We start from the raw sequence: 22,591 nt of genomic DNA, 5'->3' as shown, positions 1-22,591 counted from the left end.
GAAATGAAAAGGTTTATTTCTATATAAAAAGATGAATCTGGCATGATTCACCTTTTATGTGAGGTTTCAAGTATAATAAGTAGGGTGATAGTAACGTATACAAAAGATAAAAAAGAAAATAATACAGAATAAAATGAGGTTAATATATGAGTAAAAAAAGTTTTTCTAATTATAAATTAAGTAAGGAAATTGTAAGGGCACTTACTGGGTTAGGATATGATCATCCAACAGAAGTACAAGGTGAGGTTATTCCAGTTGCATTACAAAAGAAGGATCTTGTTGTGAAGTCCCAGACTGGAAGTGGAAAAACCGCTTCATTTGGTATTCCACTTTGTGAAATGGTGGAGTGGGAAGAGAATAAACCACAAGCATTAGTTTTAGCACCAACGAGAGAGCTTGCAGTACAGGTAAAAGAAGATATTACAAATATAGGTCGATTCAAAAGGATTAAGGCTGCGGCAGTTTATGGGAAATCTCCATTTGCACGTCAAAAATTAGAATTAAAGCAAAAGACACATATTGTAGTTGGGACTCCTGGTCGTGTGTTGGATCATATTGAGAAGGGTACCCTTTCTTTAGAGTGCTTGAAGTATTTAGTTATTGATGAAGCAGATGAGATGCTAAATATGGGCTTTATCGATCAAGTAGAGGCAATTATTGATGAATTACCTACAAAAAGAATGACAATGTTATTTTCAGCAACACTTCCAGAAGATGTTGAGAAATTGTCTCGTACATATATGAATTCACCAACTCATATTGAAATTAAAGCAGCTGGGATTACGACGGATAAAATTGAACATACTCTTTTTGAGGTGATAGAAGATGAGAAGCTTTCACTACTTAAAGATGTAACAACGATTGAGAATCCTGATAGCTGTATTATTTTCTGTCGTACACAAGAAAATGTAGATCATGTATATAGACAATTAAAACGAGCTAACTATCCTTGTGACAAAATACATGGTGGTATGGTACAAGAAGATCGTTTTGAAGTCATGGATGATTTTAGAAAAGGAAAATTCCGTTATTTAGTAGCAACAGATGTAGCTGCGAGAGGAATAGATATTGATAATATTACACATGTTATTAATTATGATATTCCACTTGAAAAAGAAAGCTATGTACATCGTACCGGAAGAACGGGACGAGCTGGAAATAGTGGAAAAGCTATTACATTTATAACACCATATGAAAATAGATTTTTAGAAGAGATTGAGGAGTATATTGGATTTGAAATTCCAAAGGCGATTGGACCCTCAAAAGAAGAAGTTATGAAAGAGAAAGCTGCATTTGAAGAAAAGATACATGCTAAACCAATTATAAAGAAAGATAAAAATGCAGACATCAACAAAGGCATTATGAAGCTGTACTTTAATGGCGGGAAGAAAAAGAAAATTAGGGCGATAGATTTCGTCGGTACAATTGCTAAAATTAAAGGTGTTACAGCAGAAGATATAGGTATTATTACGATACAAGATAACGTTTCTTACGTTGAAATATTAAATGGAAAAGGACCACTTGTCTTGAAAGTCATGAAGACTACAACGATTAAAGGGAAACAACTAAAAGTTCATGAAGCAATTAAGTAAATAAAAAACTATCCACTTTGAAGTGAACCCGAATAGTGGTACATGAAAAAAACACCTCCTGAATTCGCATACTAAGTATGCAAATTCATTGGAGGTGTTTTTCGTTTGAAGACAAGAGTTCATTACCCAGAAGAAACAAAGTGGAAAGTGATTGAAATGAAGAAAGACGGCTACTCAAATCGTACAATTATGGAGAAACTCGGAATTAAAAATGTTTCCCAAATTAAGACATGGATGAAATGGTATCGTACAGATCAAACGTATCGTTTTCAACAACCTGTAGGAAAACAATATTCTTATGGAAAAGGACCAAAAGAGCTCAGTGAATTAGAACAGATACGTTTAGAAAATAAACATCTAAAAACAAAATTACTTGTATGGGGAAAGTATCTGGAAATCGAAAGGGGCTGAAACCAGAAACTGTAGTTGCTTTATGGGAAAATGTAAAAACAAAAATAACGGTAAAAGAATTGTGTAACGTATTAGAATTACCCCGTTCCACATTTTATCGTTGGTTACAACGAACGGAAGATTTGAAAGATGGTATAGAAGAGAAAGTAAAGGACGTTTGTCTTAGGCATAAATTCCGGTATGGATATCGAAGAGTGACCGCTACTCTTCGAAAAATGGGACTGTGTGTCAATCATAAAAAAGTATTACGAATCATGAGACAAAATCACATTCTTTCAAAAGTACGTCGAAAGAAAAAGAAATATATCAATGGTACGGAGCCAATGGTATCCCCTCATCGATTGGAGCGCCAATTCGATGCATCCAGACCAAATGAAAAGTGGTTTACGGATGTGACGTATCTCTTATTTGGAGAGCGTACCTTGTATTTATCAACGATTATGGATGCCTTTAATCGTGAAATTATTAGTTGTGTCATCAGCGAATCACAAACACTGACATTAGCGATGAAGACATTAAAACAAGCAATGAGAGGGCGAAAAGTAAAAGATGTCCTTCTTCACTCAGATCAAGGAAGTATTTATACAGCAAAAGAATTTCAAGCGTATGCCAAAGAAAACGGCATGATCACCAGCATGTCCCGGAGAGGAAATTGCCATGATAATGCCGTCATGGAAAGCTTCTTTGGTCATTTAAAAAGTGAAGCCTTCTATTCACAAGAGATAACAAAAGTATCCAACACAACTGTGCAAAAGATTGTGCTAGAATACATTCATTACTACAATTGTGTGCGAATTCAAGAAAAATTAAACCACCTATCCCCTAAAGAATTTAGGGAACAAGTGGTTTAGGTGTTTTGATTGGTGTCCCCTTTTCGGGGGTCACTTCACTCATAGAGGACCCGTTTTTTTTAATGGTAGCTATTATGTCCGTTCGCACTACTACTCGTTTTATGCTTAGGATGCGAACTGCTCTTTTGTTTATTGTTATTTTTATTGTTGTGATTCTTTTTATTATTACTCATGAAATATCCCCCCTATTCCCTATTATTATGGAACAAGAGGTCATTTTTCATTACGGGAATTATTGTCACCCGTTCTATAATGGTGGAGTAAACCATTAATTTCACCGCCAAGTAAAATTACCCATCCAGTTAAGTAAAACCATAACATTAAAATAATAATACCACCGAGACCACCATATGTATTGGCGTAATTCGCAAACTTATCTACATAATAAGCAAATGAGTACGATACCACAATCCATCCTACAGTAGCAAATAACGCCCCTGAAATAACTTCTCTTCTTTTTAACTTTCGATCTGGGGCAAATGTATATAAGAAACTAAACAAAGCAAATAGCACGAAGAAACTCGCTACTAATCGTGTAATGCTCCATACGAAAGAAAAACTATCTGATAAACCGAGTGCTTTAAACACTGCTGCTCCAATAACTTGTCCGAATACCGGAACAATTAACGCAAAGACAATCATAAAAATAATAGCTAATGTAAACACAATTGATAACGCTCTTGTTGTAATAAAAGAACGTGTTTCTTTCACGTCATAAGCGCGGTTAAAAGCATTCATAACCGCATTAACACCATTTGAGGCAAACCATAACATGGATAATAAACCAAATGATAATAAACCACCATTTTGCTGGTTTACAACTTTATCTACATTTACCTCAATTAAGTTCATTGCATCATCTGGTACATAAACCTCTAATAAACTAAGCACATCCTCTGTTTGAATGGGAATAAATCCAAGAAGCGTAATTAAGAAAACGAGCCCAGGAAAAATCGCAAGCAAGAAGAAATAAGCGAGCTGTGCTGCCAAGCCCGCTACATCATCGCGCATCGTCCGGTCATATAAATCTTTACCAAACGAATAAGTACGATTTCTTCTCACCTTTTCTAAAATTTTTCTCATATATGTTTAAACGCTTTTCTTCTCTTCTTTATCTTGCTTTAACTCAATGTACGCTTCAGTTTTTTTTTCCACTGCATTTGAGTCTTTCATAAATAATTCACGCGCTTCTTTCATACCACCATCTTCAGCAACTACTGGCTCTTCTTCTGCTTTTAGCTCATCTACCTTTGGAGATACAGCTTGAATTTCAATCGTTTCTGGCTTTTCTTCTGGCTCAACTTTTTTCTTACTAAAAATTTCTTTCGTTTCTTTTAACGTCTCTACAACAGATGGCGTTAATTTTTTAATTTCTGCTACTTTCGCTTTTACCACATTGAAATCAGCAAGTTCGCGTCCTTTATCTGTAACAGTTTGCACTTTTTCTTTGATCTTTGCATTTTCACCAATTTCAATCATCTTTGTTTTTGCTTTTTCTGCTGTATTTTTTACTTTTTCACGGTTTTCTTTCTTTAACATGGATACAGCTACACCTGCCGCTACACCAATCGCAATGTTTCGAGCAATATTATTTTTCTTTGCCATATTCCTTCACCCTTTCATTTCTTATGTTAGAAAGTATTTCTTTCTAAGCTTCCTCATATTCCTTGTTCATTTCGAATGAAAGCTAATAGCTTTGCACACCCTTCTGTTACAAGGTCATATACTTCTTGGAAATTCCCTGTATAGTAAGGGTCAGGAACGTCTGTCCAGCCACCGTCTGGAACAAAGTCGGACAGCCTACCAATATAGCCTCCAGTTTTACCTAAACTTTTTAAATCTGCTATATTCTTGTTGTCCATGGCAATAATATAATCAAACTTTGTTAAGTCTTCTTTTTCTACTTGCCTTGCTTTAATTCCTTCAAAAGTGACTGCATTTTCTTTTAAAATTTTTTGTGTTCCTTTATGTGGCGGATGGCCAACATGCCAATCTCCAGTTCCTGCAGAATCAATGACAATTTTCTCTTTAAGCCCCTCTTTTACGACAAGATCTCGAAAAATCGCTTCTGCCATCGGAGAACGGCAAATGTTCCCAAGACAAACAAACAATACTTGAACCATATTTTTGTTTCTTCCTTTCTTGGTGCATTTGTTTATATATACTTATAGTATAAACAACCAATTAGTGAATATAAAGGAAATCCCTACTAATTTAATGGGATTGAAAAGATTCATTAACGAAAATGATAAAAAATGTTAAGATAGCCTTATGTTATTTTAAAGGGGGACACTTCGGTGGATTTATCCGTAAAGTCAGAAGAAAACGTTGAATATATGGTCGAAGCTATTAAAGAAAAATTACGTATGGTTAATGCTGGAGCGATGAGAGCTGCTAGTTTTAACGAAGAAATGTACGAAGATTTACGTGACATTTATGATCATGTTATGAAACGTGAAACATTCAGCATTAGTGAAATGCAAGCTATTACAGAAGAATTAGGTACATTAATTAAAAAGTAAAAAAGCCTCTCTTATATGAGGCTCTTTTTTATTTCCAACAAATTCATGACAACTCATCTCTTTCCCTCAACCAACTGTAAAATATTGTACAATAGAAGTAGAACCTCATCTTAGATTTTTTCTCCATACATACTACTCACAAATAATAGCAACACTACCATTGCTAACTGTTTTTACTGGAGGTGCTTACTTATGAGCAATTGGTACAGTAAGACGAAAAATCAAACATTAATTGACCTAGAAACAAACGAACAACACGGTTTAACAGATGAGATTGTAAGTGAACGTTTAAAGCAATACGGTTCTAATGAATTAGCTACAAAACAAAAACGCACTTTATGGCAGCGTATTTTCGCCCAAATTAATGACGTCCTCGTATATGTCCTTATTATTGCTGCCCTTATTTCTGCCTTTGTAGGTGAATGGGCGGATGCCAGTATTATCGCGCTCGTTGTAGTTTTAAATGCTGTTATCGGTGTTGTCCAAGAATCGAAAGCAGAACAAGCTTTAGAGGCATTGAAAAAGATGGCAACACCTAAAGCTATCGTCAAGAGAAATGGTGAACTAAAAGAAATTCCATCTGAGCACGTCGTTCCAGGGGATATCGTTATGCTCGACGCCGGACGATATATCCCATGCGATTTACGCCTTATCGAAACCGCAAATTTAAAAGTTGAAGAATCTGCTCTAACTGGTGAATCTGTCCCTGTTGATAAAGATGCAATCTACCACCCTTCCATGCAAAGTGATGAGCAAGTACCACTCGGCGACCAAAAAAACATGGCATTTATGTCTACTCTTGTAACATACGGAAGAGGCGTCGGTGTTGCTGTTGAAACTGGGATGAACTCACAAATTGGTAAGATTGCTACCCTTTTACATGAAGCAGACGATGATATGACACCACTTCAAAAAAGCTTAGCACAAGTTGGAAAATATTTAGGCTTTGTCGCTGTAGCTATTTGTATCGTTATGTTTCTCATCGGTTTTTTACAAGGCCGGGATACATTAGAAATGTTTATGACTGCTATTAGTTTAGCTGTTGCAGCTATTCCAGAAGGCTTGCCAGCTATCGTTTCCATCGTTCTTGCAATTGGTGTGCAACGTATGATTAAACAAAACGTTATCATTCGGAAACTACCAGCTGTTGAAGCCCTCGGTTCTGTCACAATTATTTGTTCAGATAAAACAGGTACGTTAACGCAAAATAAAATGACCGTTACTCACTTTTATAGTGATAACACATACGATCGCTTAGAAAGTTTAAATGTAAATAATGATGCGCAACGTCTATTGTTAGAAAATATGGTGCTATGTAATGATGCGTCTTACAATAACGAATCACAAACGGGAGACCCGACTGAAATTGCACTTCTCGTTGCTGGAACCACTTTTAACATGCAAAAAGATCATTTAGAAAAAATACATGAACGTGTTAACGAAGTACCTTTTGATTCAGATCGTAAAATGATGTCAACCGTACATATGTACAATGAAAGTTACTATAGCATGACGAAAGGCGCTATTGATAAACTCTTACCTCGATGTACCCATATTTTTAAAAACGGCAAAATCGAGATTTTAACTGATTCTGATAAAAATCAAATATTAGAAGCTGCCGGATCAATGTCTCAAGAAGCTTTAAGAGTACTTTCATTCGCATTTAAACAATACGATTCAAACGATGTGGATATAAATCATCTTGAAGAAAATCTTATCTTTATTGGTCTTGTCGGTATGATTGATCCACCACGAACTGAAGTGAAAGATTCAATTAAAGAATGTAAAAAAGCCGGTATTCGCACAGTTATGATTACTGGTGACCATAAAGATACCGCCTTTGCAATTGCCAAAGAACTTGGCATTGCTGAAGAAATATCGGAAATTATGATTGGAACTGAATTAGATAACATTTCTGATACAGAACTAGCTAACAAAATTAATCATTTAAATGTATTCGCTAGAGTCTCTCCAGAGCATAAAGTGAAAATTGTAAAGGCATTACGCGCAAAAGGAAATATCGTTTCTATGACTGGTGATGGTGTCAATGATGCACCATCTTTAAAGCAAGCTGATGTTGGCGTAGCGATGGGCATTACAGGAACAGACGTTGCAAAAGGGGCAGCAGATGTCGTGTTAACAGATGATAATTTCTCATCTATCGTGAAAGCCGTTGAAGAAGGTAGAAATATTTATCGCAACATAAAAAAATCAATTCTCTTCCTACTCTCTTGTAACTTCGGAGAAATTATCGCTTTATTTTTAGCCATTTTACTCGGCTGGGCGACACCACTACGACCTATTCACATTTTGTGGGTGAATTTAATTACAGATACACTGCCTGCATTATCACTTGGGGTTGATCCTGAAGACCCAGATGTGATGAAGGAAAAACCACGACATGCGAAAGAAAGCTTATTTAGCGGCAGCGTTCCTTTCCTAATTTTCAATGGAGTTGTCATTGGACTTTTAACGCTAATAGCTTTTATCGCCGGAGCAAAATTCTATACTGGAGATACAAATTTATTCCCTCTTTTCCCAGAGCAAATTGATGACGATGCTCTATTACATGCTCAAACGATGGCATTTGTCGTTCTTAGTTTTTCTCAGCTCGTTCATTCATTTAACTTGCGTTCAAGAACAAAATCGATTTTTTCAATTGGGATCTTTACAAATAAATATTTAGTCTTCTCCCTCCTTATCGGTGTTCTTATGCAAGTTTGTATCATCTCCATCCCGCCCCTTGCAAATATATTCGGTGTACATGCATTAACGATGCGAGATTGGGGATTTGTTCTCTTATTAAGTATCATTCCGCTTGTTGTGAATGAAATCATTAAATTAGTGAAGAAAAACTAAAAGGCAATGAGGACTATTCCTCATTGCCTTTTCATTTACCCTTGTAATTCTTTTTTGATATTCTCTGTTAATGTAGCCATACGCTTACGGCTTTCTTCACGCTCACGTTTGTTTTGCTCTTCAATTTGTTGTGTTTCTTGCATACCTCTTGAAATAATGTTCCAAGTTTCCTCAAGTGTTTCCATCTTAATACTAGAAGAACCCGATAATCTCGCTACTTCTACACTTTGCGTTGCGATATTTTGTGCATTTTTCTTAAGTAATTCATTTGTACGGCGATCAAGTTCAGCCATAGAATCTGCAACAAGCTTTTGACGTTTGGCATTTACCGCTTGAATGATACCATTTTTAAAGATAGGAATCGTCGTAATAAATGCTGTATTGATTTTACCAATTAATTTATTATTACCACGTTGAATCATACGAATTTGTGGTGCTGTAAGTAACGCAACCATACGAGCTTTTTCTAAATCATCAATACGTTGCTCTAAAATTTCAACCGAGTTTTTAAGCGACTCTAATTCAATACCTGCTAATTGATCATTATTACGCACGCGCTCTTCATACATCGGAACTAACTCTGTATTTAAACGCTCTAACAACATTTCTCCTGCTACTACGTATTTTTCTAAGTCTAAATAATATTTTAAGTTTTGCTCATATAAACCATCTAACGTACCAATTGATTTTTTCATTTCATCTTGATACTTCGTAATTTCGACATACACTTTATCAATTTCACGGCCCATCGTTTGATACTTGCTAAAGATTTGTTCAATCATTTTATCCGCTTTTTTGAACATACGTGAGAAGAAACCACTTTTCTCTTCCGCAAAGTCTTTACTATCAAATCTGTCCATAATTTTACCAAGTTGCTTTAACAATTCACCAGAATCTTCTATTTTTGATAATGACATTGTATGTAAAATTTGATCAGCAAAACGTGAAATTTCCATAGAAGGTTCTTTTCCAAGTTCAATTAATTCCAGTTGGTCTTTAATATCTACTGCATTATAAATACGTTGCACATCTGCATCTTGTCTAAGTTGCAAGCGAACATCTTGTGCGGTTTGCTCATTCAATTCAGTTTTCGAATCTAGTACGACTGGGTTATTCATATGGTATTCTCCCTTTCCTTATAAAAATGGACGAAATAGTCCTTTTATTGTTTGTGATAAATTTTTATAGGCTGATGAACCATGAAACTCAAGATCGAAATTAACTTCTTCAAGCCAATGAGAATCAAATGCTCCCGCTTCAACATACGGTTCAATATCGTTTCTTCCTGTTGGATTGAAGTGGAATACATCTACTCCTATTTGATTTAAAAATAGTAATAAAACAGCGTCAGAACGAGTTAATTCTCCACTCTTCTCATTATTAAATATAACAATTTTTGGTACATCTTGTGAATAATCAAATTTCTCAAGCTGTTCTAAAATATTCGGTGGTATTTGAGAAAGTTGTGCGAAAACATATAGCGCTACATCTTGTTTCGTCTCTTTTGCAATTGGTTTACACATTTCACTTTCGCACGTATGGATAATCGCCTCTGCAATCCCATGTTGTAAACCTTCCGGTAAACGCTTATGCGGCCACCAATGGCTATTCATAATTAAATCAGGATGTAATTTCCCAGCTCGGTCCAATGCATCTCGATAATGATATTGGAAGTTTGCTTTTTGCTCTTTCGTAAATGGGAATGTATTAATTAGTAAACTATTATCAAATGATGTAACAGCCTTTAATCGTTGAAAATATTCTTTATCATTTTTTGAAACACCTGATATTTTCGCAAATAAAGAAGGGATATAAATATGTTTATTTTCAACAAAGAATGTTGGACGTACAAATGCCTTTTCTTTCGTAATTAAAAAGAGTTCATCATATGTCGTTTTTAACGTACGTGCTACAGGTGTATACGAACGGAATTGCCACGGTTTATATAATAGTGAATTATCGTGGTGAAGTACTTGTTCAATTTCTTTCGAAGCTTGATATGCTACTGTTGCAACACGCTCACGTCGACGATCAGGGAACGGTTCAAGCGAAATGCGACTTGAATGAGATACAACAAAAGTTCTTCCCTCTTCATCAATATTTTCAAATCCATCTTTTCCTTCGGGGTGATAATAAAGCACATCACAACCGAGCATAATAAGAAAATATAAGAAATATATACGGCTTTCCTGTGCATCACCATACCAAACGATACGCGGCATTTGTTTCTTATAATTAATCGTAGAAAACCACTTCGCTACGTAATTTTCACTTAGTTTAATTATGTCGATTAAGAAACGACGGAAGCCTTCTGTCTTTAACGACTGATTATGTTGCTTCTCATATAATTTCAATAGTGAAATAAACGTCGTATGTATGTAATGCTGTAAATCAGGATTGTCTACTTTCGGTAAAAGTTGTTTCCCAGATAAGTGTGCAACTAACCTATTTACTGTCAGACCATTGGGTGCTTCTTGATGTAATCCGAACACTTCTTGAATATGACGAAGCTTTTCTGAATCAATCACTTTGTTTAAATTTTGTTCGTGTAAAACTTCGATTCCTTTCGCTTCACTATAATCAAACAATTCATTAAAATATTCATCTACATCATTAGGAACGCCAAGGATTCGACATGCTATATAACTAAATTTCATCTCATTCTCTGTCAGCTCATATTGTGGACGTTTTTCTAAAAGCATTTCAAATTGCTTTAAATCTGATTCATCTTTTAATGCATATGGTTGAAGTGTAAAACGTGAAAACACAACAGTTCACCTCCAAAAACATTTACGTTTTTTCTAAGTCCTTCTTATATTATAAACTATTTTTGGTTATAAAAAATGGGCGCTCGCAAAACGAGCAAACCCATTTCAATTATTTATTGTCTTCTTTAGTAGCTGCAACTTCTTCTTTAGCTTGTCCAGAATTCTTCATATAGTGAATTATAAATGTTGCTCCAAATGCTACAACTAAAATAATGAAGAACAGTGTATGACTAATATGAATATCAATTAGAGACAATAGCATTTTCGATGCGATAATTAAGATTAAAATATATGCTGTTGTTTCAAGCTCTGGAATACGCTCTAACAATTTTAAGAATACACCAGCGATACCACGCATCATTAAAATACCGAGCATTCCGCCTAATAATAGAATCCAAACTTCATTAGATACACCAAATGCAGCAAGTACGCTATCTACAGAGAACGCGATATCCATTAATTCAACCATCGCAACTGTTCCCCAGAAGACACCGAACATTCTAAAGAGAATACTATTTTGATTCATACCGTGAGCTTCGTCTTCTTCACTTGCACCTTTACGCTTATCAATAAAGTATTTTACTGATAACCAAGCAAGGTAAAGTGCACCAAGAAGTTTTACCCACCATAATTTAATTAAGAACATTCCGATTCCAATCGCAATAAAGCGGAATACATAAGCTCCAATAAGTCCATAGAATAATGCTTTTTTACGTTTCTCTTCCGGAAGGTGTTTTACCATTACTGCTAATACAAGTGCGTTATCAGCAGATAACAACCCTTCAAGTACAACAAGTGTACCAATTAATCCCCAAGATACTGGATCCTGCAACACTTTAATCCACATGTCCAAGTCAAAAAACTGAGCATACGTATCAAGGATTCCTTGCAAAATACTCATCTTACCTATATCCCCTATTCTTTGCTAGATTTATAGAAAGGTCAAAAAAAGGAAACGAATGTCGTTTCCTTTCTATGCATCCAAGCCATACGCTCTTACAAGCGCACCTAAACCACCTTGGAATCCACTTCCTACTGCATTAAACTTCCACTGTCCATTATGACGGTATAATTCACAAAAGACAACTGCTGTTTCGATGGAGAAATCTTCCCCTAAATCAAAACGAAGAACTTCTTCATTCGTTTCTTCATTCGCTAAACGAACGAACGCATTTCCTACTTGTCCAAAGTTTTGACTACGGCCTTCTGCATCATAAATCGTAACTGTAATAGCAATTTTGTGCACATCTGCTGGAACTTTCTTCAAATCTACAACAAGTTGCTCATCGTCACCTTCACCTTCACCTGTGCGGTTATCTCCTGTATGTAGAACAGATCCACAAGGAGACTGTAAATTATTATAGAAGATAAAATCAGTTTCCTTCGTACATTTTCCGTTCGCATCTAATAGGAATGCTGATGCATCTAAATCGAAATCTGATCCACCGTCGTAAGATTTAATATCCCACCCAAGACCAATTACTGCTTTTGTTAAACCAGGGCTTGTCTTACCTAAATCAATCTTCTGTCCTTTTTGCAATTGAATAACCATTTATATTCACCTCTATATTTTAATCTTAAAAAATATATCCATCAGTAAACATCTGTTTTATCGATGGATATATCAATCTATTACTCTACATCTAAACCGAAATTATTACATAGAGACGCTAATCCACCTTGGAATCCACTTCCGATTGCATTGAACTTCCATTCACCTGCATGACGGTATAGTTCACCTACTACTACCGCTGTTTCAATAGAGAAATCTTCTCCTAAATCGTAACGAATTAATTCTGCATTCTTTTCTTCATCTAAAATACGTACGAAAGAGTTAGAAACTTGTCCGAAGTTTTGGCTGCGTCCTTCTCCATCGTAAATTGTGATTGTGAAGCAAATACGTTCGATATGTGCAGGTACATTTTTTAAATCTACTTTAATCGATTCGTCATCGCCTTCACCTTCGCCAGTTCGGTTATCTCCTAAATGCTCGACAGCACCATTTGCACCTTTTGGGTTATTATAGAAGACGAAATCCTCTGCACCTGAAACTTTACCGTTAGCACCTACTAAGAAAATACTAACATCTAAATCGAAATCATTTTGTCCATCATAACGATTCGTATCCCAACCAAGTCCTACAAGAACTTTTGAAAGACCTGGATTCGTTTTTGTTAAGTCTACCTTTTGTCCTTTTTTCAATGAAATTGATGCCATATACAATTCCTCCTCGGTTTATTTTATTGATAACGTGATACAATCTCACTTAAGTTTTTATCTTGTGTTCCTTCTCCAACTGCTGAGAATTTCCATTCACTTCCGTGACGATACATTTCACCTGCAATTAGAGTCGTTTTGCCAGCATAATTATCCGATAAATTATAGCGCGCTAATTCTTCACCAGTTTGCGGATTTTGAATACGAATATATGCATTACGAATCATCCCGAAATCTTGACGACGATTTACACAGTCATAAATATTTACAACGAATACTAAACGATTAATACGGCTCGGAACTTTATGTAATTCTACGAAAATTGTTTCGTCATCACCAGCGCCTTCGCCTGTTAAATTATCTCCTGAATGAATAATACTACCACAAGTAGAAAGTTTATTTCCGAAGTAAACTAAATCATTTTTGTTTAAAAAACGATCTCCTTCTAACATAACAACAGATGCATCACAATCTACATTTGGTTTACTTCCAAATAATGAAGACAGAAATCCACCTGATTGCCCAATTGGATCCCAGCCTAAGCCAACCTGTAGTTTTGCTACTTTTGGTTGTCCTTTCGTTAAATCGATCTTTTGACCTTTTTCTAAAATAATAGGCATGAAGTTTCTCCCTCTCTACAAAGCATTTTCCAAATCGGAAAATATTGTATTCTTCTCTTATATTGTAGCATTATTTACCTAGCGATAAAAAGGATAAATTCTCAGTTATATGAAAACATTCATATAATTTACTTATGATGATGTAAGAAGTGGTAAATAGCACCAATCATTCCTGCACAATTACCGTTTTGTGCAAGTTCAATCTCACAATTATTATAAATCTCTTGATTTAAGTATTTACTGACCTCTTCTTTTACTTCTTTTAAAAACTTATTTCCTCTATCGGTAATTCCTCCACCAATAATAATCGTTTCTGGATTGAAAATATAAGCAAGATTACTAATTCCGATTGCCAAATGTCTAAAGAAAATCCCAACTGCTTGAGCAACTTCTCTATCTCCTTTATCATACAACTCAAAAATTGTTCTCCCATTCCACTCACCTTTGCCTTTATACTTTCTGACAAGACGAATTAATCCTGAAATCGAGGCAACCTCTTCAAACGTTTTTCCTTCTATTAACATATTCCCCCATTCACCAGCACTAAATGAATTTCCTCGGTACAATTCTCCATCTATAAAAATCGCTCCCCCAATCCCTGTTCCGAGGGTGAGCATAATAAAATTCTCTTTCTCTCTTCCACTACCATTCCATTTTTCTCCAAACGCTGCACAATTCACATCATTGTCAATCGATACTGAAACTTTTAATATCTCTTGCAATCTATCAATAATAGGAATAGTACTATATCCCGGAATATGATCCGCACCTCCCGTCACAATTCCTTTGTTAATATCAACAATTCCCGCAGTGCTAATACCAATTCCTACAATAGTATGTTCATTCATTATTTTTTTGGATACATATATAAGTTTTTGAATAATTTGTTCTCCACCTAAATGAATTTCTGTTGGAACTGTTTGATGCTTTCGTACTGTTCCTGTTTCTGAAACAATCCCATATTTAATTTGTGTACCACCAACATCAAATGCAATATATTCTTTCATCTGCTGTCACTTCCTCTATTGTAATGAGTCTGAAACTCCCCACGCTCTACTTATTATAAAAAATTTACACTAACTCTTTTCTCTCTTTAGAAATACTCCACCTTTTTCTATATATAGTTTTTTTTGTATAAAACTCTTTTTCCTAAGAAATATTACAAAGGGATGTATTTTAGATGGAATATTAATTTCTTAGGAGGAAAACCATGACGAAAATCTTCATTTTAGCCTCAACACTCTCTTTATCTTTTTTTAGCGGTTTAAATATCGGTAATGCAGCAACAGAAAACTTCTCTCCAGCAACAAACGCAATTGTACAAAATAACGATCATTTAGTAGAAGGTAACTCGAAAGATAATAATAAACCACCAGGAAACGGTGGTTCTCAGGACGATAGTGGCTCTGGCGGCAATGGTTCTGGTGACAACAGCTCTAGCGACAATGGTTCCGGCGGTAACGGCTCTGGTGGCAGTGGTTCTGGTGGTAACAGTTCTGGTGGCAGTGGTTCTGGCGGCAATGACTCTGGTGACAACGGTTCTGGCGGCAGTGGCTCTGGCGGCAATGGTTCTGATAGCAGCGGCTCTGGTGGTAACGGCTCTGGTGGCAGTGGTTCTGGTGGCAGTGGCTCTGGTAGCAATGGTTCTGGTGGTAACGGTTCTGGTGGCAGTGGCTCTGGTGACAACGGTTCTGGTGGCAATAGCTCTGGTGGCAACGGTTCTGGTGGCAATAGCTCTGGTGGCAACGGTTCTGGTAGCAATAGCTCTGGTGGCAATGGCTCTGGTGACAATGGTTCTGGTGGCAATGGCTCTGGTGACAATGGTTCTGGTGGCAATGGCTCTGGTGACAATGGTTCTAGTGGTAGCGGTTCTGATGGCAGTGGCTCTCAAGGTGGCAACCGTGTTAAAGGCGATAGTAATTCTCAGGGTGGCAACGGTTCTCAAGGTGGTAATGTAAAAGATAATACGAAAAAACAAGGTGATAAATTACCGAATACAGCAACACATTATCCTACATCTATTTTAATGGGACTTTCAACATTCCTAATCGGTATGTTACTATTTATTCGCCGTAAAAACGTAAAATAAGAACAACATCCTTCCATCTAAATAACACATGAAATAATGTATAAAACTAAAAAGGACTTTGGATTGCATTTTATTCTGCAGTCCAAAGTCCATTTTATCACCTATCAGAAAAAGTATTAATACGCTTTTCCCCAATACACCATTTGTTTAGCGTCTTTACCACAACAAATACATTCTTCAGCTAAATGCTCTTGCTCAAAAGGCATACAACGTGAAGATACTCCAACTTCTTCTTTTAGTTTCTCTTCACAAGTTAATTCTCCGCACCACATTGCCTTAATAAATCCTTGTTTTTCGTCAGCTATTTTTTTCATCTCTTCGAAATTTGTCGCAACATACGTATTTTCATCACGAAATACTTTTGCTTTATTAAATAAAGAAATATGAATTTCTTCAAGTAATGCTGGAATACGTTCTTCTAATTGATCCATTGGTACAAACTCTTTTTCCTTCGTATCTCTTCTTACAAGTACAACTTGTTTCTTTTCAATATCTTTAGGGCCAACTTCTAATCGAATTGGAATCCCCTTCATTTCATACTCATTAAATTTCCAGCCTGGTGTTTTATTACTAGCATCTATTTTTACTCGTGCAACCTTTTGAATATGTGCTTGTAACTCTGTTGCTTTTGCTAAAACTCCTTCTTTATGCTGAGCAATTGGTACAATAACAACTTGCACTGGAGCGACTTTTGGTGGCATTACAAGTCCATTATTATCACTATGAACCATTATTAGCCCGCCTATCATTCTTGTTGATACACCCCAAGATGTTTGGTGCACATATTGCCACTTACCGTTACGATCTAAAAACTTAATATCAAATGCTTCTGAGAAATTCGTCCCAAAGTTATGAGAGGTTCCTGTTTGAAGTGCTTTTCCATCATGCATTAAACTTTCAATTGTATAAGTTGCCTTTGCTCCAGCAAACTTCTCTTTTTCTGTTTTTTGTCCTTTAATAACTGGTATTGCTAAATAATCCTCACAGAAAGAAGCATATAAGTTTAAAATATTTAATGTTTCAGCCTGCGATTCTTCTGCCGTTTCATGGATTGTATGACCCTCTTGCCATAAAAATTCAGTCGTACGAAGGAACGGCCTAGTTGTCTTCTCCCAACGAACTACTGAACACCACTGATTATATAACTTTGGCAAATCATTATAGGATTGCACAATTTTTGAAAAGTGCTCACAGAATAAAGTTTCAGATGTAGGACGTACACAAAGTCTTTCCGCTAACTTTTCATCTCCACCATGCGTAACCCATGCTACTTCAGGAGCAAATCCTTCAACATGATCCTTCTCTTTTTGCAATAAACTCTCTGGGATAAACATTGGCATATATACATTTTCATGGCCAGTTCCTTTTAACTTCTCATCCATCACCTTCTGCATATTCTCCCATAAGGCATAACCATACGGACGTAAAATCATGCACCCTTTTACACTTGAATAATCAACAAGTTCGGCTTTTTTTACAATATCGGTATACCACTGCGCAAAGTCCTCTTCCATCTTCGTAATGGCTTGCACTTGTTCTTTTGCCATAGTCAGTCTTCCTCCTTCTAGAAAATACAAAAAAGCCCGCATCCCTAAATAGGGACCGAGCTTTGCCGGCGTTACCACCCTGATTCATGCACAAAAATTGCGCATGCTCTCTTTTTGATAACGGGAAATTCCCGCTGCATATGCAGAACTCAAAGGCAGGTTCCATATTACCTTTTTAAGAATCTTTCAGCCTGACGGATTCTCTCTCTGCTAAAAAGGTTGAACATGTACTAATCCTTTTTCATCGTTATAACGAAATAAATTTGTTGATTATCATAATACAAATTCTTTTTTTAAACAATAGCTAATTTTCTTATTTTTATATATTCTTTTCATTTTTTGCAGTTTTATACGTAGCTTTTCCGCGTAATTTTCACAAGTTGATGTGCAATCATACCGATAAGTGTACCAAGTAGGACGAAGAAACCAATAAATCCATATCCCATTCCTTCCCACCCACCAATGACCATCATTGTAACAGGAAAGGACGCTAAACAAAGAAGTATTAAACTAAGTGCAAATATAATATCAAACTGTTTGTCTGGAAACCGTTTCTTTAGTAAATATGAAATAGCAAATACAAGGATAATTGTGATTCCGCCAATGATGTAAAAGATACCAAATCCATCTAACCAATCCATAGTGTTTCCTCCTTCCATAGATTCCCTTATACTTAATTATATGTTTGATTTTTCTGAAAATAAATAATAAATTTTCACCTAAAAACATATTTTTATTACTAGGTATTAATAGTAATATATAATAATAGGTTTTATATAATCAGGAGGGAACTTTATGGATAAAGCATTAACAAACCACGTCATTATTTTATCATTCGACTGTTTATCAGCTTTAGATTTTCCTATACTACAAAAACTACCTCATTTCCAATCTCTAATAAAAAAGGGCACGATTGTCGAAAAAGTAGAACCAATTTATCCTTCTGTAACATATCCAAGCCACTCAACAATCGTAACTGGTAATTACCCTAACAAGCACGGTGTTGTTAGCAATACGTTACTTCAACCAGGGCGTGAATCACCTGATTGGCATTGGTATCGAAAATCAATAAAAGGAACAACATTGTATGATGAAGCGCGCAAAGCAAATTTAACGACAGCTGCCCTTCTATGGCCTGTTACTGGAAGAGCGAACATCGATTACAATTTACCAGAAATTTTTCCAAATAGACCTTGGCAAAATCAAGTGTTAGTTTCCTTATTTAGCGGTAGCCCACTATATCAATTAGATTTAAATCGTCGTTTCGGCCATATAAGAAATGGTTTATCACAACCAGAGCTGGATGATTTCGTCCTCGCCTCTGCTGTGCATACAATCCAGACGAAAAAGCCTAATGTCATGTTCGTACATTTCACCGATCTAGACACACAAAGACACTATCACGGCTTTGAATCTAACGAAACAATAGCTGCTATCCAGAGGCACGACGGACGTCTAGGGAAAATTATTCAAGCACTAAAAGAAAGTGACCTATACGAAGAAAGTACAATTATTGCCCTTGGTGATCATAGCGCTTTAAGTGAAAACAAATCCATCCAATTAAATGTGCTATTCCATCAAAGAGGACTTATATCTCTTAATAAAAAAGGAAAATTAGTAGACTGGAAAGCCTATTGCCAAAGTTGCGACGGCTCTGCCTATGTATATGTAAAGGACAAAAATGATACGGATACAATTCGGGAGGTACAACTACTCCTTGAAGAACTACTTCAAAATAAACAAAACGGAATTGAATTTATACTTCATGATGAAGCTGCCAAAGACTGCGGTGCAGACGGTAATTGTTTATTCATGTTAGAAGCACGAGAAGGGTATTATTTCACTGAAAACTATACAGGAGATTTTATAAAAGAAATTACTGAAAAAGATGTTACGCCTAGTAAAAAATATACATTTGGTACGCATGGATACTCTCCAACAAAACCTAACTATGAAACAATTTTTATCGCTGCTGGGAAAGGAATAAAAAGTGGCGTTACCGTCCCGTATATGAGACTTATTGATGAAGGTCCAACTATCGCTAGACTACTCGGTTTACACTTAGGTGAAACAGACGGAGCAATTGTAGAGGATTTACTCCAATTGTAAAGAACTGTGTATATATGTAAAAGTTATGTAAAATTCATCACTGCTTCTCTTTTTATAATTTTTATTTTTGTACACTGTTAGTAACACAAATTTAAGGGGGAACATTATATGAAAAAAATGTCCAGACAAGAAAAAAGCTGGATATTATACGATTGGGCGAACTCGGTATATTCGCTCGTCATTACAACTGCATTATTTCCAATTTACTTTAAAGCAGCTGCAAAAGAAGCTGGACTATCCGGGGCAACTTCAACAGCATATTGGGGATATGCAAACTCGTTCGCAACACTTTTAATTTCTATACTTGCTCCTATTCTCGGCACAGTTGCTGATTATAAAGGATTTAAAAAACGATTTTTCACATTCTTCTTTGGACTCGGTATCGTATTTACAAGTATGTTAGCAGTCGTTCCAACATCTCAATGGTACTTATTATTAGGATGCTATATGCTCGCCTTAGTCGGTTTTGCTGGAGCAAACATTTTTTATGATGCATTTTTAGTAGATGTCACTTCTGAAGATAGAATGGACCGAATTTCTACAAGAGGATTTGCATTAGGTTATATCGGGAGTACAATTCCTTTTATCGGTTGTATCGCTCTTATTATTCTTTCTCAAAAAGGAACTATCCCTTTATCTGTTGGTATTGCTAGTCAAATTTCATTTGCGATAACAGCTCTTTGGTGGGGGTTATTTACAATTCCAATGCTAAAAAACGTAGAGCAAATGCACTATATTGAACGTCACCCTAGACCAATTACAATGAGCTTCAAACGCCTTGCTGCTACTTTTAAAAATATTAAAGAATATAAAACTGTATTTATGTTTCTAATCGCTTACTTTTTCTATATTGACGGAGTCGATACAATTATTACTATGTCTACCGCTTACGGAACCGATCTCGGTATTAGTGCAACTAATCTATTAATCATATTATTTGTAACACAAATTGTCGCTTGTCCATTTGCTTTATTATACGGAAAATTATCAGCAACATTCACAGGTAAAAAAATGCTATATGTCGGTATCATTATTTATATCATCATTTGCATATATGCTTATTTCTTAAAAACGACACTTGATTTCTGGATTTTAGCAATGTTAGTTGCTACATCTCAAGGTGGTATTCAAGCACTAAGTCGTTCATACTTTGCAAAACTAGTACCAAAAGAATCTGCTAATGAATTCTTCGGATTTTATAATATATTTGGGAAGTTTGCCGCAATTATGGGTCCGGTATTAGTCGGTGTTACAACGCAATTAACAGGAAAAACAAACGCTGGTGTTCTTAGTATTATTGTTCTGTTTATTATAGGAGGATTCTTACTAACTAGAGTTCCAGAAAATAACACATCCGTTACACCACCTAGTCAAAAGACTAAAACGCTATAAGAAAAGATCCTCTTCTCATAAGAAGAGAATCTTTTTTATTTTTAAAGGTGCGCCTTATAATGAACGACTCTACTGCTTGTACAAAAATAATTTATCAACAGTTGTTCCTAATACTTCAGCTAAACGGAATGCTAACGCTAAACTTGGATCATATTTATTATTCTCAATTGCATTTATCGTTTGTCTAGAAACCTTACATTTATCAGCTAATGCGCCTTGTGAAATATTATTTTCAGTGCGTAATTCATAGATTTGATTTTTCACACCATTGCTCCTAACCTGTAAAATCGTTTTTACAACATCAGTATATAATTGGCTCATATAGTTGTCAAAAGTTCCTCAAAGAAAAAGGGAGCAATATTGCTCCCTTACAATAGTTATTTCGAAGCTAACGAATTTGTTAGTGCCTCTTTATTAGCAACATCTTCTTTTTTTATTTGCATACGTAGAACTGGCCCTATTGCTAATAAAATAAGTGCCATTGCTATACAAAACACAGTAACTAATGAAGTTAGTTCCTTTAATCCTCCAGCTAGTGAAGTTCCAATTAGCATTGCCCCCATAAACAGTGGTAAAATCGTCCCATTTACTCTTCCAACCATATTTTCTGGTACAAGTTGAATCATAAGCGTACCGACAACAATATTAACACAAGCTAAACAAATACCTGTTCCAAACCTCATGAAACTAGTAATCCAAAATGATGTAGATAGCCCTTCTACTAAAAATGACATTGCTAATATGCCCATACCGAATACAAACATCTTTTTCGGATTCACTTTTGAAGCAAAAATTGCAGCAACAATACCACCAATTAACATACCTATTCCATCAGCTGCAGCTAAATATTGAACTGCTTCCTTTTCCATTCCAAGGCGCTCTATTACAAGAAATACCTCTAATGGAGTTGTTAATCCAACAGCTAAGCCTATAATGGTGAAAGTGATCGTAATCATACGTAAATTTTTCGTATGAAGAACATACTTCCAACCTTCTTTTATATCATTTTTTAATGAATCTCTCGCCACTTGCTCTTTTTCAACCCATTTTGGTAAGAATGAAAGGGCGATAGCAGATAACAAAAATAAAATGATTAAGCTATATAGTGACGTAAATAAACCAAGTTGTGTATACACAAGCGATCCTACCACTGGTCCAAAAATCAGAAATAATGACTGTAATGTTTGGTTAAATGCAATCGCATTTGCTACCTCTTCTTCTTTTACATAGCGCTTAAATATACGCGAAGATGAGGGCTGAGAAAACTGACCTACAATCGCGGAAATGAGTGTTGCAAAAAATATAGCCTGCCAATAATCCATTTTTAACAACAAGACAATTCCTATAATAGACAGTACACTTAATACATCTCCAGCGACCATTGTTCTTTTCGGATTCCAGCGATCAGCTAGCGCACCACCGATAAACGAGAAAATAAAAATAGGTGCATATTCCATAACTGATAACAACGAAACAGAAACTGGATCATTATTCGTTCGCTCCATTATAAAATACAAAAGAGCCATATTTCTGATCCAAATTGCAAATTGTTGTAAAATATCAGACGCCATAACGAGCATAAATGCTCGGTTTTTAAATAAAGCGTTCATTTTC

21 protein-coding genes and 1 other annotated feature are annotated in these 22,591 nt (G+C 35.7%); of the genes, 7 read left to right on the top strand and 14 right to left on the bottom strand.

All coding sequences use genetic code 11. The annotated features are described in order from the left end of the window. Positions 1-146 precede the first annotated feature (146 nt). Together F3I02_RS18895 and F3I02_RS18890 are read left to right on the top strand one after the other, a co-directional pair. Positions 147-1,592: a DEAD/DEAH box helicase gene (locus F3I02_RS18895; protein WP_000039366.1), complete on the top strand. Its 1,446-nt coding sequence runs from the start codon at positions 147-149 to the stop codon at positions 1,590-1,592. A 105-nt stretch (positions 1,593-1,697) separates the two neighbouring features. Next, a protein-coding gene (locus F3I02_RS18890) for an IS3 family transposase (RefSeq protein ID WP_196477871.1) occupies positions 1,698-2,854 on the top strand; the annotation gives its coding sequence in 2 pieces (ribosomal slippage) (positions 1,698-1,950 and positions 1,950-2,854; 1,158 coding nt in all). Between the two features lie 213 nt (positions 2,855-3,067). Here the strand turns inward: F3I02_RS18890 and F3I02_RS18885 are convergent. Genes F3I02_RS18885 through F3I02_RS18875 form a run of 3 tightly spaced genes read right to left on the bottom strand, consistent with a single transcriptional unit; the run spans position 3,068 to position 4,977 of the window. After that, entirely contained in the window at positions 3,068-3,937 is an 870-nt protein-coding gene (locus F3I02_RS18885) for a YihY/virulence factor BrkB family protein (RefSeq protein ID WP_001226537.1), read from the bottom strand. A gap of 6 nt (positions 3,938-3,943) precedes the next feature. Continuing rightward, positions 3,944-4,459, bottom strand: coding sequence for a DUF4075 domain-containing protein (locus tag F3I02_RS18880; RefSeq protein WP_001085388.1), 516 nt, complete (start codon positions 4,457-4,459; stop codon positions 3,944-3,946). Between the two features lie 53 nt (positions 4,460-4,512). Continuing rightward, entirely contained in the window at positions 4,513-4,977 is a 465-nt protein-coding gene (locus F3I02_RS18875; protein WP_000250913.1) for a low molecular weight protein-tyrosine-phosphatase, read from the bottom strand. Positions 4,978-5,151: 174 nt separating this feature from the next. Between F3I02_RS18875 and F3I02_RS18870 the strand changes: the two genes are divergently transcribed. Together F3I02_RS18870 and F3I02_RS18865 are read left to right on the top strand one after the other, a co-directional pair. Beyond that, the gene (locus tag F3I02_RS18870; protein WP_000366196.1) at positions 5,152-5,376 is read left to right on the top strand and encodes a DUF1128 domain-containing protein; all 225 of its coding nucleotides are present in this window, start codon (positions 5,152-5,154) and stop codon (positions 5,374-5,376) included. A gap of 192 nt (positions 5,377-5,568) precedes the next feature. Beyond that, positions 5,569-8,235: a cation-translocating P-type ATPase gene (locus F3I02_RS18865; protein ID WP_000073734.1), complete on the top strand. Its 2,667-nt coding sequence runs from the start codon at positions 5,569-5,571 to the stop codon at positions 8,233-8,235. Between the two features lie 35 nt (positions 8,236-8,270). Here F3I02_RS18865 and F3I02_RS18860 read toward each other — a convergent pair whose 3' ends face one another. From F3I02_RS18860 to F3I02_RS18830, 7 genes are all read right to left on the bottom strand, one after another. Next, positions 8,271-9,353 (bottom strand): toxic anion resistance protein, encoded by a 1,083-nt coding sequence (locus tag F3I02_RS18860; protein ID WP_001064413.1) that lies wholly within the window; start codon positions 9,351-9,353, stop codon positions 8,271-8,273. A gap of 18 nt (positions 9,354-9,371) precedes the next feature. After that, entirely contained in the window at positions 9,372-11,003 is a 1,632-nt protein-coding gene (locus F3I02_RS18855) for a YceG family protein (RefSeq protein ID WP_000492849.1), read from the bottom strand. Between the two features lie 109 nt (positions 11,004-11,112). Further along, complete coding sequence (locus F3I02_RS18850; protein WP_000025705.1) at positions 11,113-11,904, bottom strand: TerC family protein; 792 nt, start codon at positions 11,902-11,904, stop codon at positions 11,113-11,115. Positions 11,905-11,976: 72 nt separating this feature from the next. Continuing rightward, positions 11,977-12,555: a TerD family protein gene (locus F3I02_RS18845; RefSeq protein ID WP_000236649.1), complete on the bottom strand. Its 579-nt coding sequence runs from the start codon at positions 12,553-12,555 to the stop codon at positions 11,977-11,979. An 80-nt stretch (positions 12,556-12,635) separates the two neighbouring features. Beyond that, positions 12,636-13,220 carry a TerD family protein gene (locus F3I02_RS18840; RefSeq protein ID WP_000146731.1) on the bottom strand — a complete coding sequence of 195 codons (585 nt, stop codon included), beginning with the start codon at positions 13,218-13,220 and terminating at the stop codon, positions 12,636-12,638. Between the two features lie 23 nt (positions 13,221-13,243). Then, positions 13,244-13,840: a TerD family protein gene (locus tag F3I02_RS18835; RefSeq protein ID WP_001121586.1), complete on the bottom strand. Its 597-nt coding sequence runs from the start codon at positions 13,838-13,840 to the stop codon at positions 13,244-13,246. Positions 13,841-13,968: 128 nt separating this feature from the next. Beyond that, positions 13,969-14,847, bottom strand: a complete 879-nt coding sequence (locus tag F3I02_RS18830; RefSeq protein WP_000666141.1) for an ROK family protein — start codon at positions 14,845-14,847, stop codon at positions 13,969-13,971. A 203-nt stretch (positions 14,848-15,050) separates the two neighbouring features. Between F3I02_RS18830 and F3I02_RS18825 the strand changes: the two genes are divergently transcribed. Then, complete coding sequence (locus tag F3I02_RS18825) at positions 15,051-15,929, top strand: LPXTG cell wall anchor domain-containing protein (RefSeq protein WP_196478297.1); 879 nt, start codon at positions 15,051-15,053, stop codon at positions 15,927-15,929. 116 nt (positions 15,930-16,045) lie between these two features. Here F3I02_RS18825 and proS read toward each other — a convergent pair whose 3' ends face one another. Beyond that, positions 16,046-17,476, bottom strand: a complete 1,431-nt coding sequence (gene proS, locus F3I02_RS18820; RefSeq protein WP_001040993.1) for a proline--tRNA ligase — start codon at positions 17,474-17,476, stop codon at positions 16,046-16,048. 47 nt (positions 17,477-17,523) lie between these two features. Beyond that, positions 17,524-17,730: a binding site (T-box leader), on the bottom strand. 93 nt (positions 17,731-17,823) lie between these two features. Then, positions 17,824-18,117: a YesK-like family protein gene (locus tag F3I02_RS18815; RefSeq protein ID WP_000383853.1), complete on the bottom strand. Its 294-nt coding sequence runs from the start codon at positions 18,115-18,117 to the stop codon at positions 17,824-17,826. Positions 18,118-18,271: 154 nt separating this feature from the next. Between F3I02_RS18815 and F3I02_RS18810 the strand changes: the two genes are divergently transcribed. Together F3I02_RS18810 and F3I02_RS18805 are read left to right on the top strand one after the other, a co-directional pair. Beyond that, on the top strand, positions 18,272-19,585 hold the full coding sequence (locus F3I02_RS18810; RefSeq protein WP_074593395.1) for an alkaline phosphatase family protein: 1,314 nt from the start codon (positions 18,272-18,274) through the stop codon (positions 19,583-19,585). 108 nt (positions 19,586-19,693) lie between these two features. Beyond that, the gene (locus F3I02_RS18805) at positions 19,694-20,977 is read left to right on the top strand and encodes an MFS transporter (RefSeq protein WP_196478296.1); all 1,284 of its coding nucleotides are present in this window, start codon (positions 19,694-19,696) and stop codon (positions 20,975-20,977) included. 69 nt (positions 20,978-21,046) lie between these two features. Here F3I02_RS18805 and F3I02_RS18800 read toward each other — a convergent pair whose 3' ends face one another. Next, positions 21,047-21,298, bottom strand: coding sequence for a helix-turn-helix transcriptional regulator (locus F3I02_RS18800; RefSeq protein WP_002023181.1), 252 nt, complete (start codon positions 21,296-21,298; stop codon positions 21,047-21,049). Between the two features lie 56 nt (positions 21,299-21,354). Then, complete coding sequence (locus F3I02_RS18795) at positions 21,355-22,587, bottom strand: MFS transporter (RefSeq protein WP_000992571.1); 1,233 nt, start codon at positions 22,585-22,587, stop codon at positions 21,355-21,357. Positions 22,588-22,591: the final 4 nt, after the last annotated feature.

The sequence above is a fragment of the Bacillus sp. SRB3LM genome, from assembly GCF_015712745.1.
GTDB classification, from domain to species: domain Bacteria; phylum Bacillota; class Bacilli; order Bacillales; family Bacillaceae_G; genus Bacillus_A; species Bacillus_A thuringiensis_K.
This window is presented reverse-complemented; position numbering and strand designations above follow the sequence as displayed.

What these genes read in the sequence shown, in the direction of transcription:
- F3I02_RS18895 (WP_000039366.1), top strand. Translation starts at nt 147, where the DNA reads ATGAGTAAAAAAAGTTTTTCTAATTATAAATTAAGTAAGGAAATTGTA.
- F3I02_RS18885 (WP_001226537.1), bottom strand. Translation starts at nt 3,937, where the DNA reads ATGAGAAAAATTTTAGAAAAGGTGAGAAGAAATCGTACTTATTCGTTT.
- F3I02_RS18880 (WP_001085388.1), bottom strand. Translation starts at nt 4,459, where the DNA reads ATGGCAAAGAAAAATAATATTGCTCGAAACATTGCGATTGGTGTAGCG.
- F3I02_RS18875 (WP_000250913.1), bottom strand. Translation starts at nt 4,977, where the DNA reads ATGGTTCAAGTATTGTTTGTTTGTCTTGGGAACATTTGCCGTTCTCCG.
- F3I02_RS18865 (WP_000073734.1), top strand. Translation starts at nt 5,569, where the DNA reads ATGAGCAATTGGTACAGTAAGACGAAAAATCAAACATTAATTGACCTA.
- F3I02_RS18860 (WP_001064413.1), bottom strand. Translation starts at nt 9,353, where the DNA reads ATGAATAACCCAGTCGTACTAGATTCGAAAACTGAATTGAATGAGCAA.
- F3I02_RS18850 (WP_000025705.1), bottom strand. Translation starts at nt 11,904, where the DNA reads ATGAGTATTTTGCAAGGAATCCTTGATACGTATGCTCAGTTTTTTGAC.
- F3I02_RS18845 (WP_000236649.1), bottom strand. Translation starts at nt 12,555, where the DNA reads ATGGTTATTCAATTGCAAAAAGGACAGAAGATTGATTTAGGTAAGACA.
- F3I02_RS18840 (WP_000146731.1), bottom strand. Translation starts at nt 13,220, where the DNA reads ATGGCATCAATTTCATTGAAAAAAGGACAAAAGGTAGACTTAACAAAA.
- F3I02_RS18835 (WP_001121586.1), bottom strand. Translation starts at nt 13,840, where the DNA reads ATGCCTATTATTTTAGAAAAAGGTCAAAAGATCGATTTAACGAAAGGA.
- F3I02_RS18830 (WP_000666141.1), bottom strand. Translation starts at nt 14,847, where the DNA reads ATGAAAGAATATATTGCATTTGATGTTGGTGGTACACAAATTAAATAT.
- F3I02_RS18825 (WP_196478297.1), top strand. Translation starts at nt 15,051, where the DNA reads ATGACGAAAATCTTCATTTTAGCCTCAACACTCTCTTTATCTTTTTTT.
- proS (WP_001040993.1), bottom strand. Translation starts at nt 17,476, where the DNA reads ATGGCAAAAGAACAAGTGCAAGCCATTACGAAGATGGAAGAGGACTTT.
- F3I02_RS18815 (WP_000383853.1), bottom strand. Translation starts at nt 18,117, where the DNA reads ATGGATTGGTTAGATGGATTTGGTATCTTTTACATCATTGGCGGAATC.
- F3I02_RS18810 (WP_074593395.1), top strand. Translation starts at nt 18,272, where the DNA reads ATGGATAAAGCATTAACAAACCACGTCATTATTTTATCATTCGACTGT.
- F3I02_RS18805 (WP_196478296.1), top strand. Translation starts at nt 19,694, where the DNA reads ATGAAAAAAATGTCCAGACAAGAAAAAAGCTGGATATTATACGATTGG.
- F3I02_RS18800 (WP_002023181.1), bottom strand. Translation starts at nt 21,298, where the DNA reads ATGAGCCAATTATATACTGATGTTGTAAAAACGATTTTACAGGTTAGG.
- F3I02_RS18795 (WP_000992571.1), bottom strand. Translation starts at nt 22,587, where the DNA reads ATGAACGCTTTATTTAAAAACCGAGCATTTATGCTCGTTATGGCGTCT.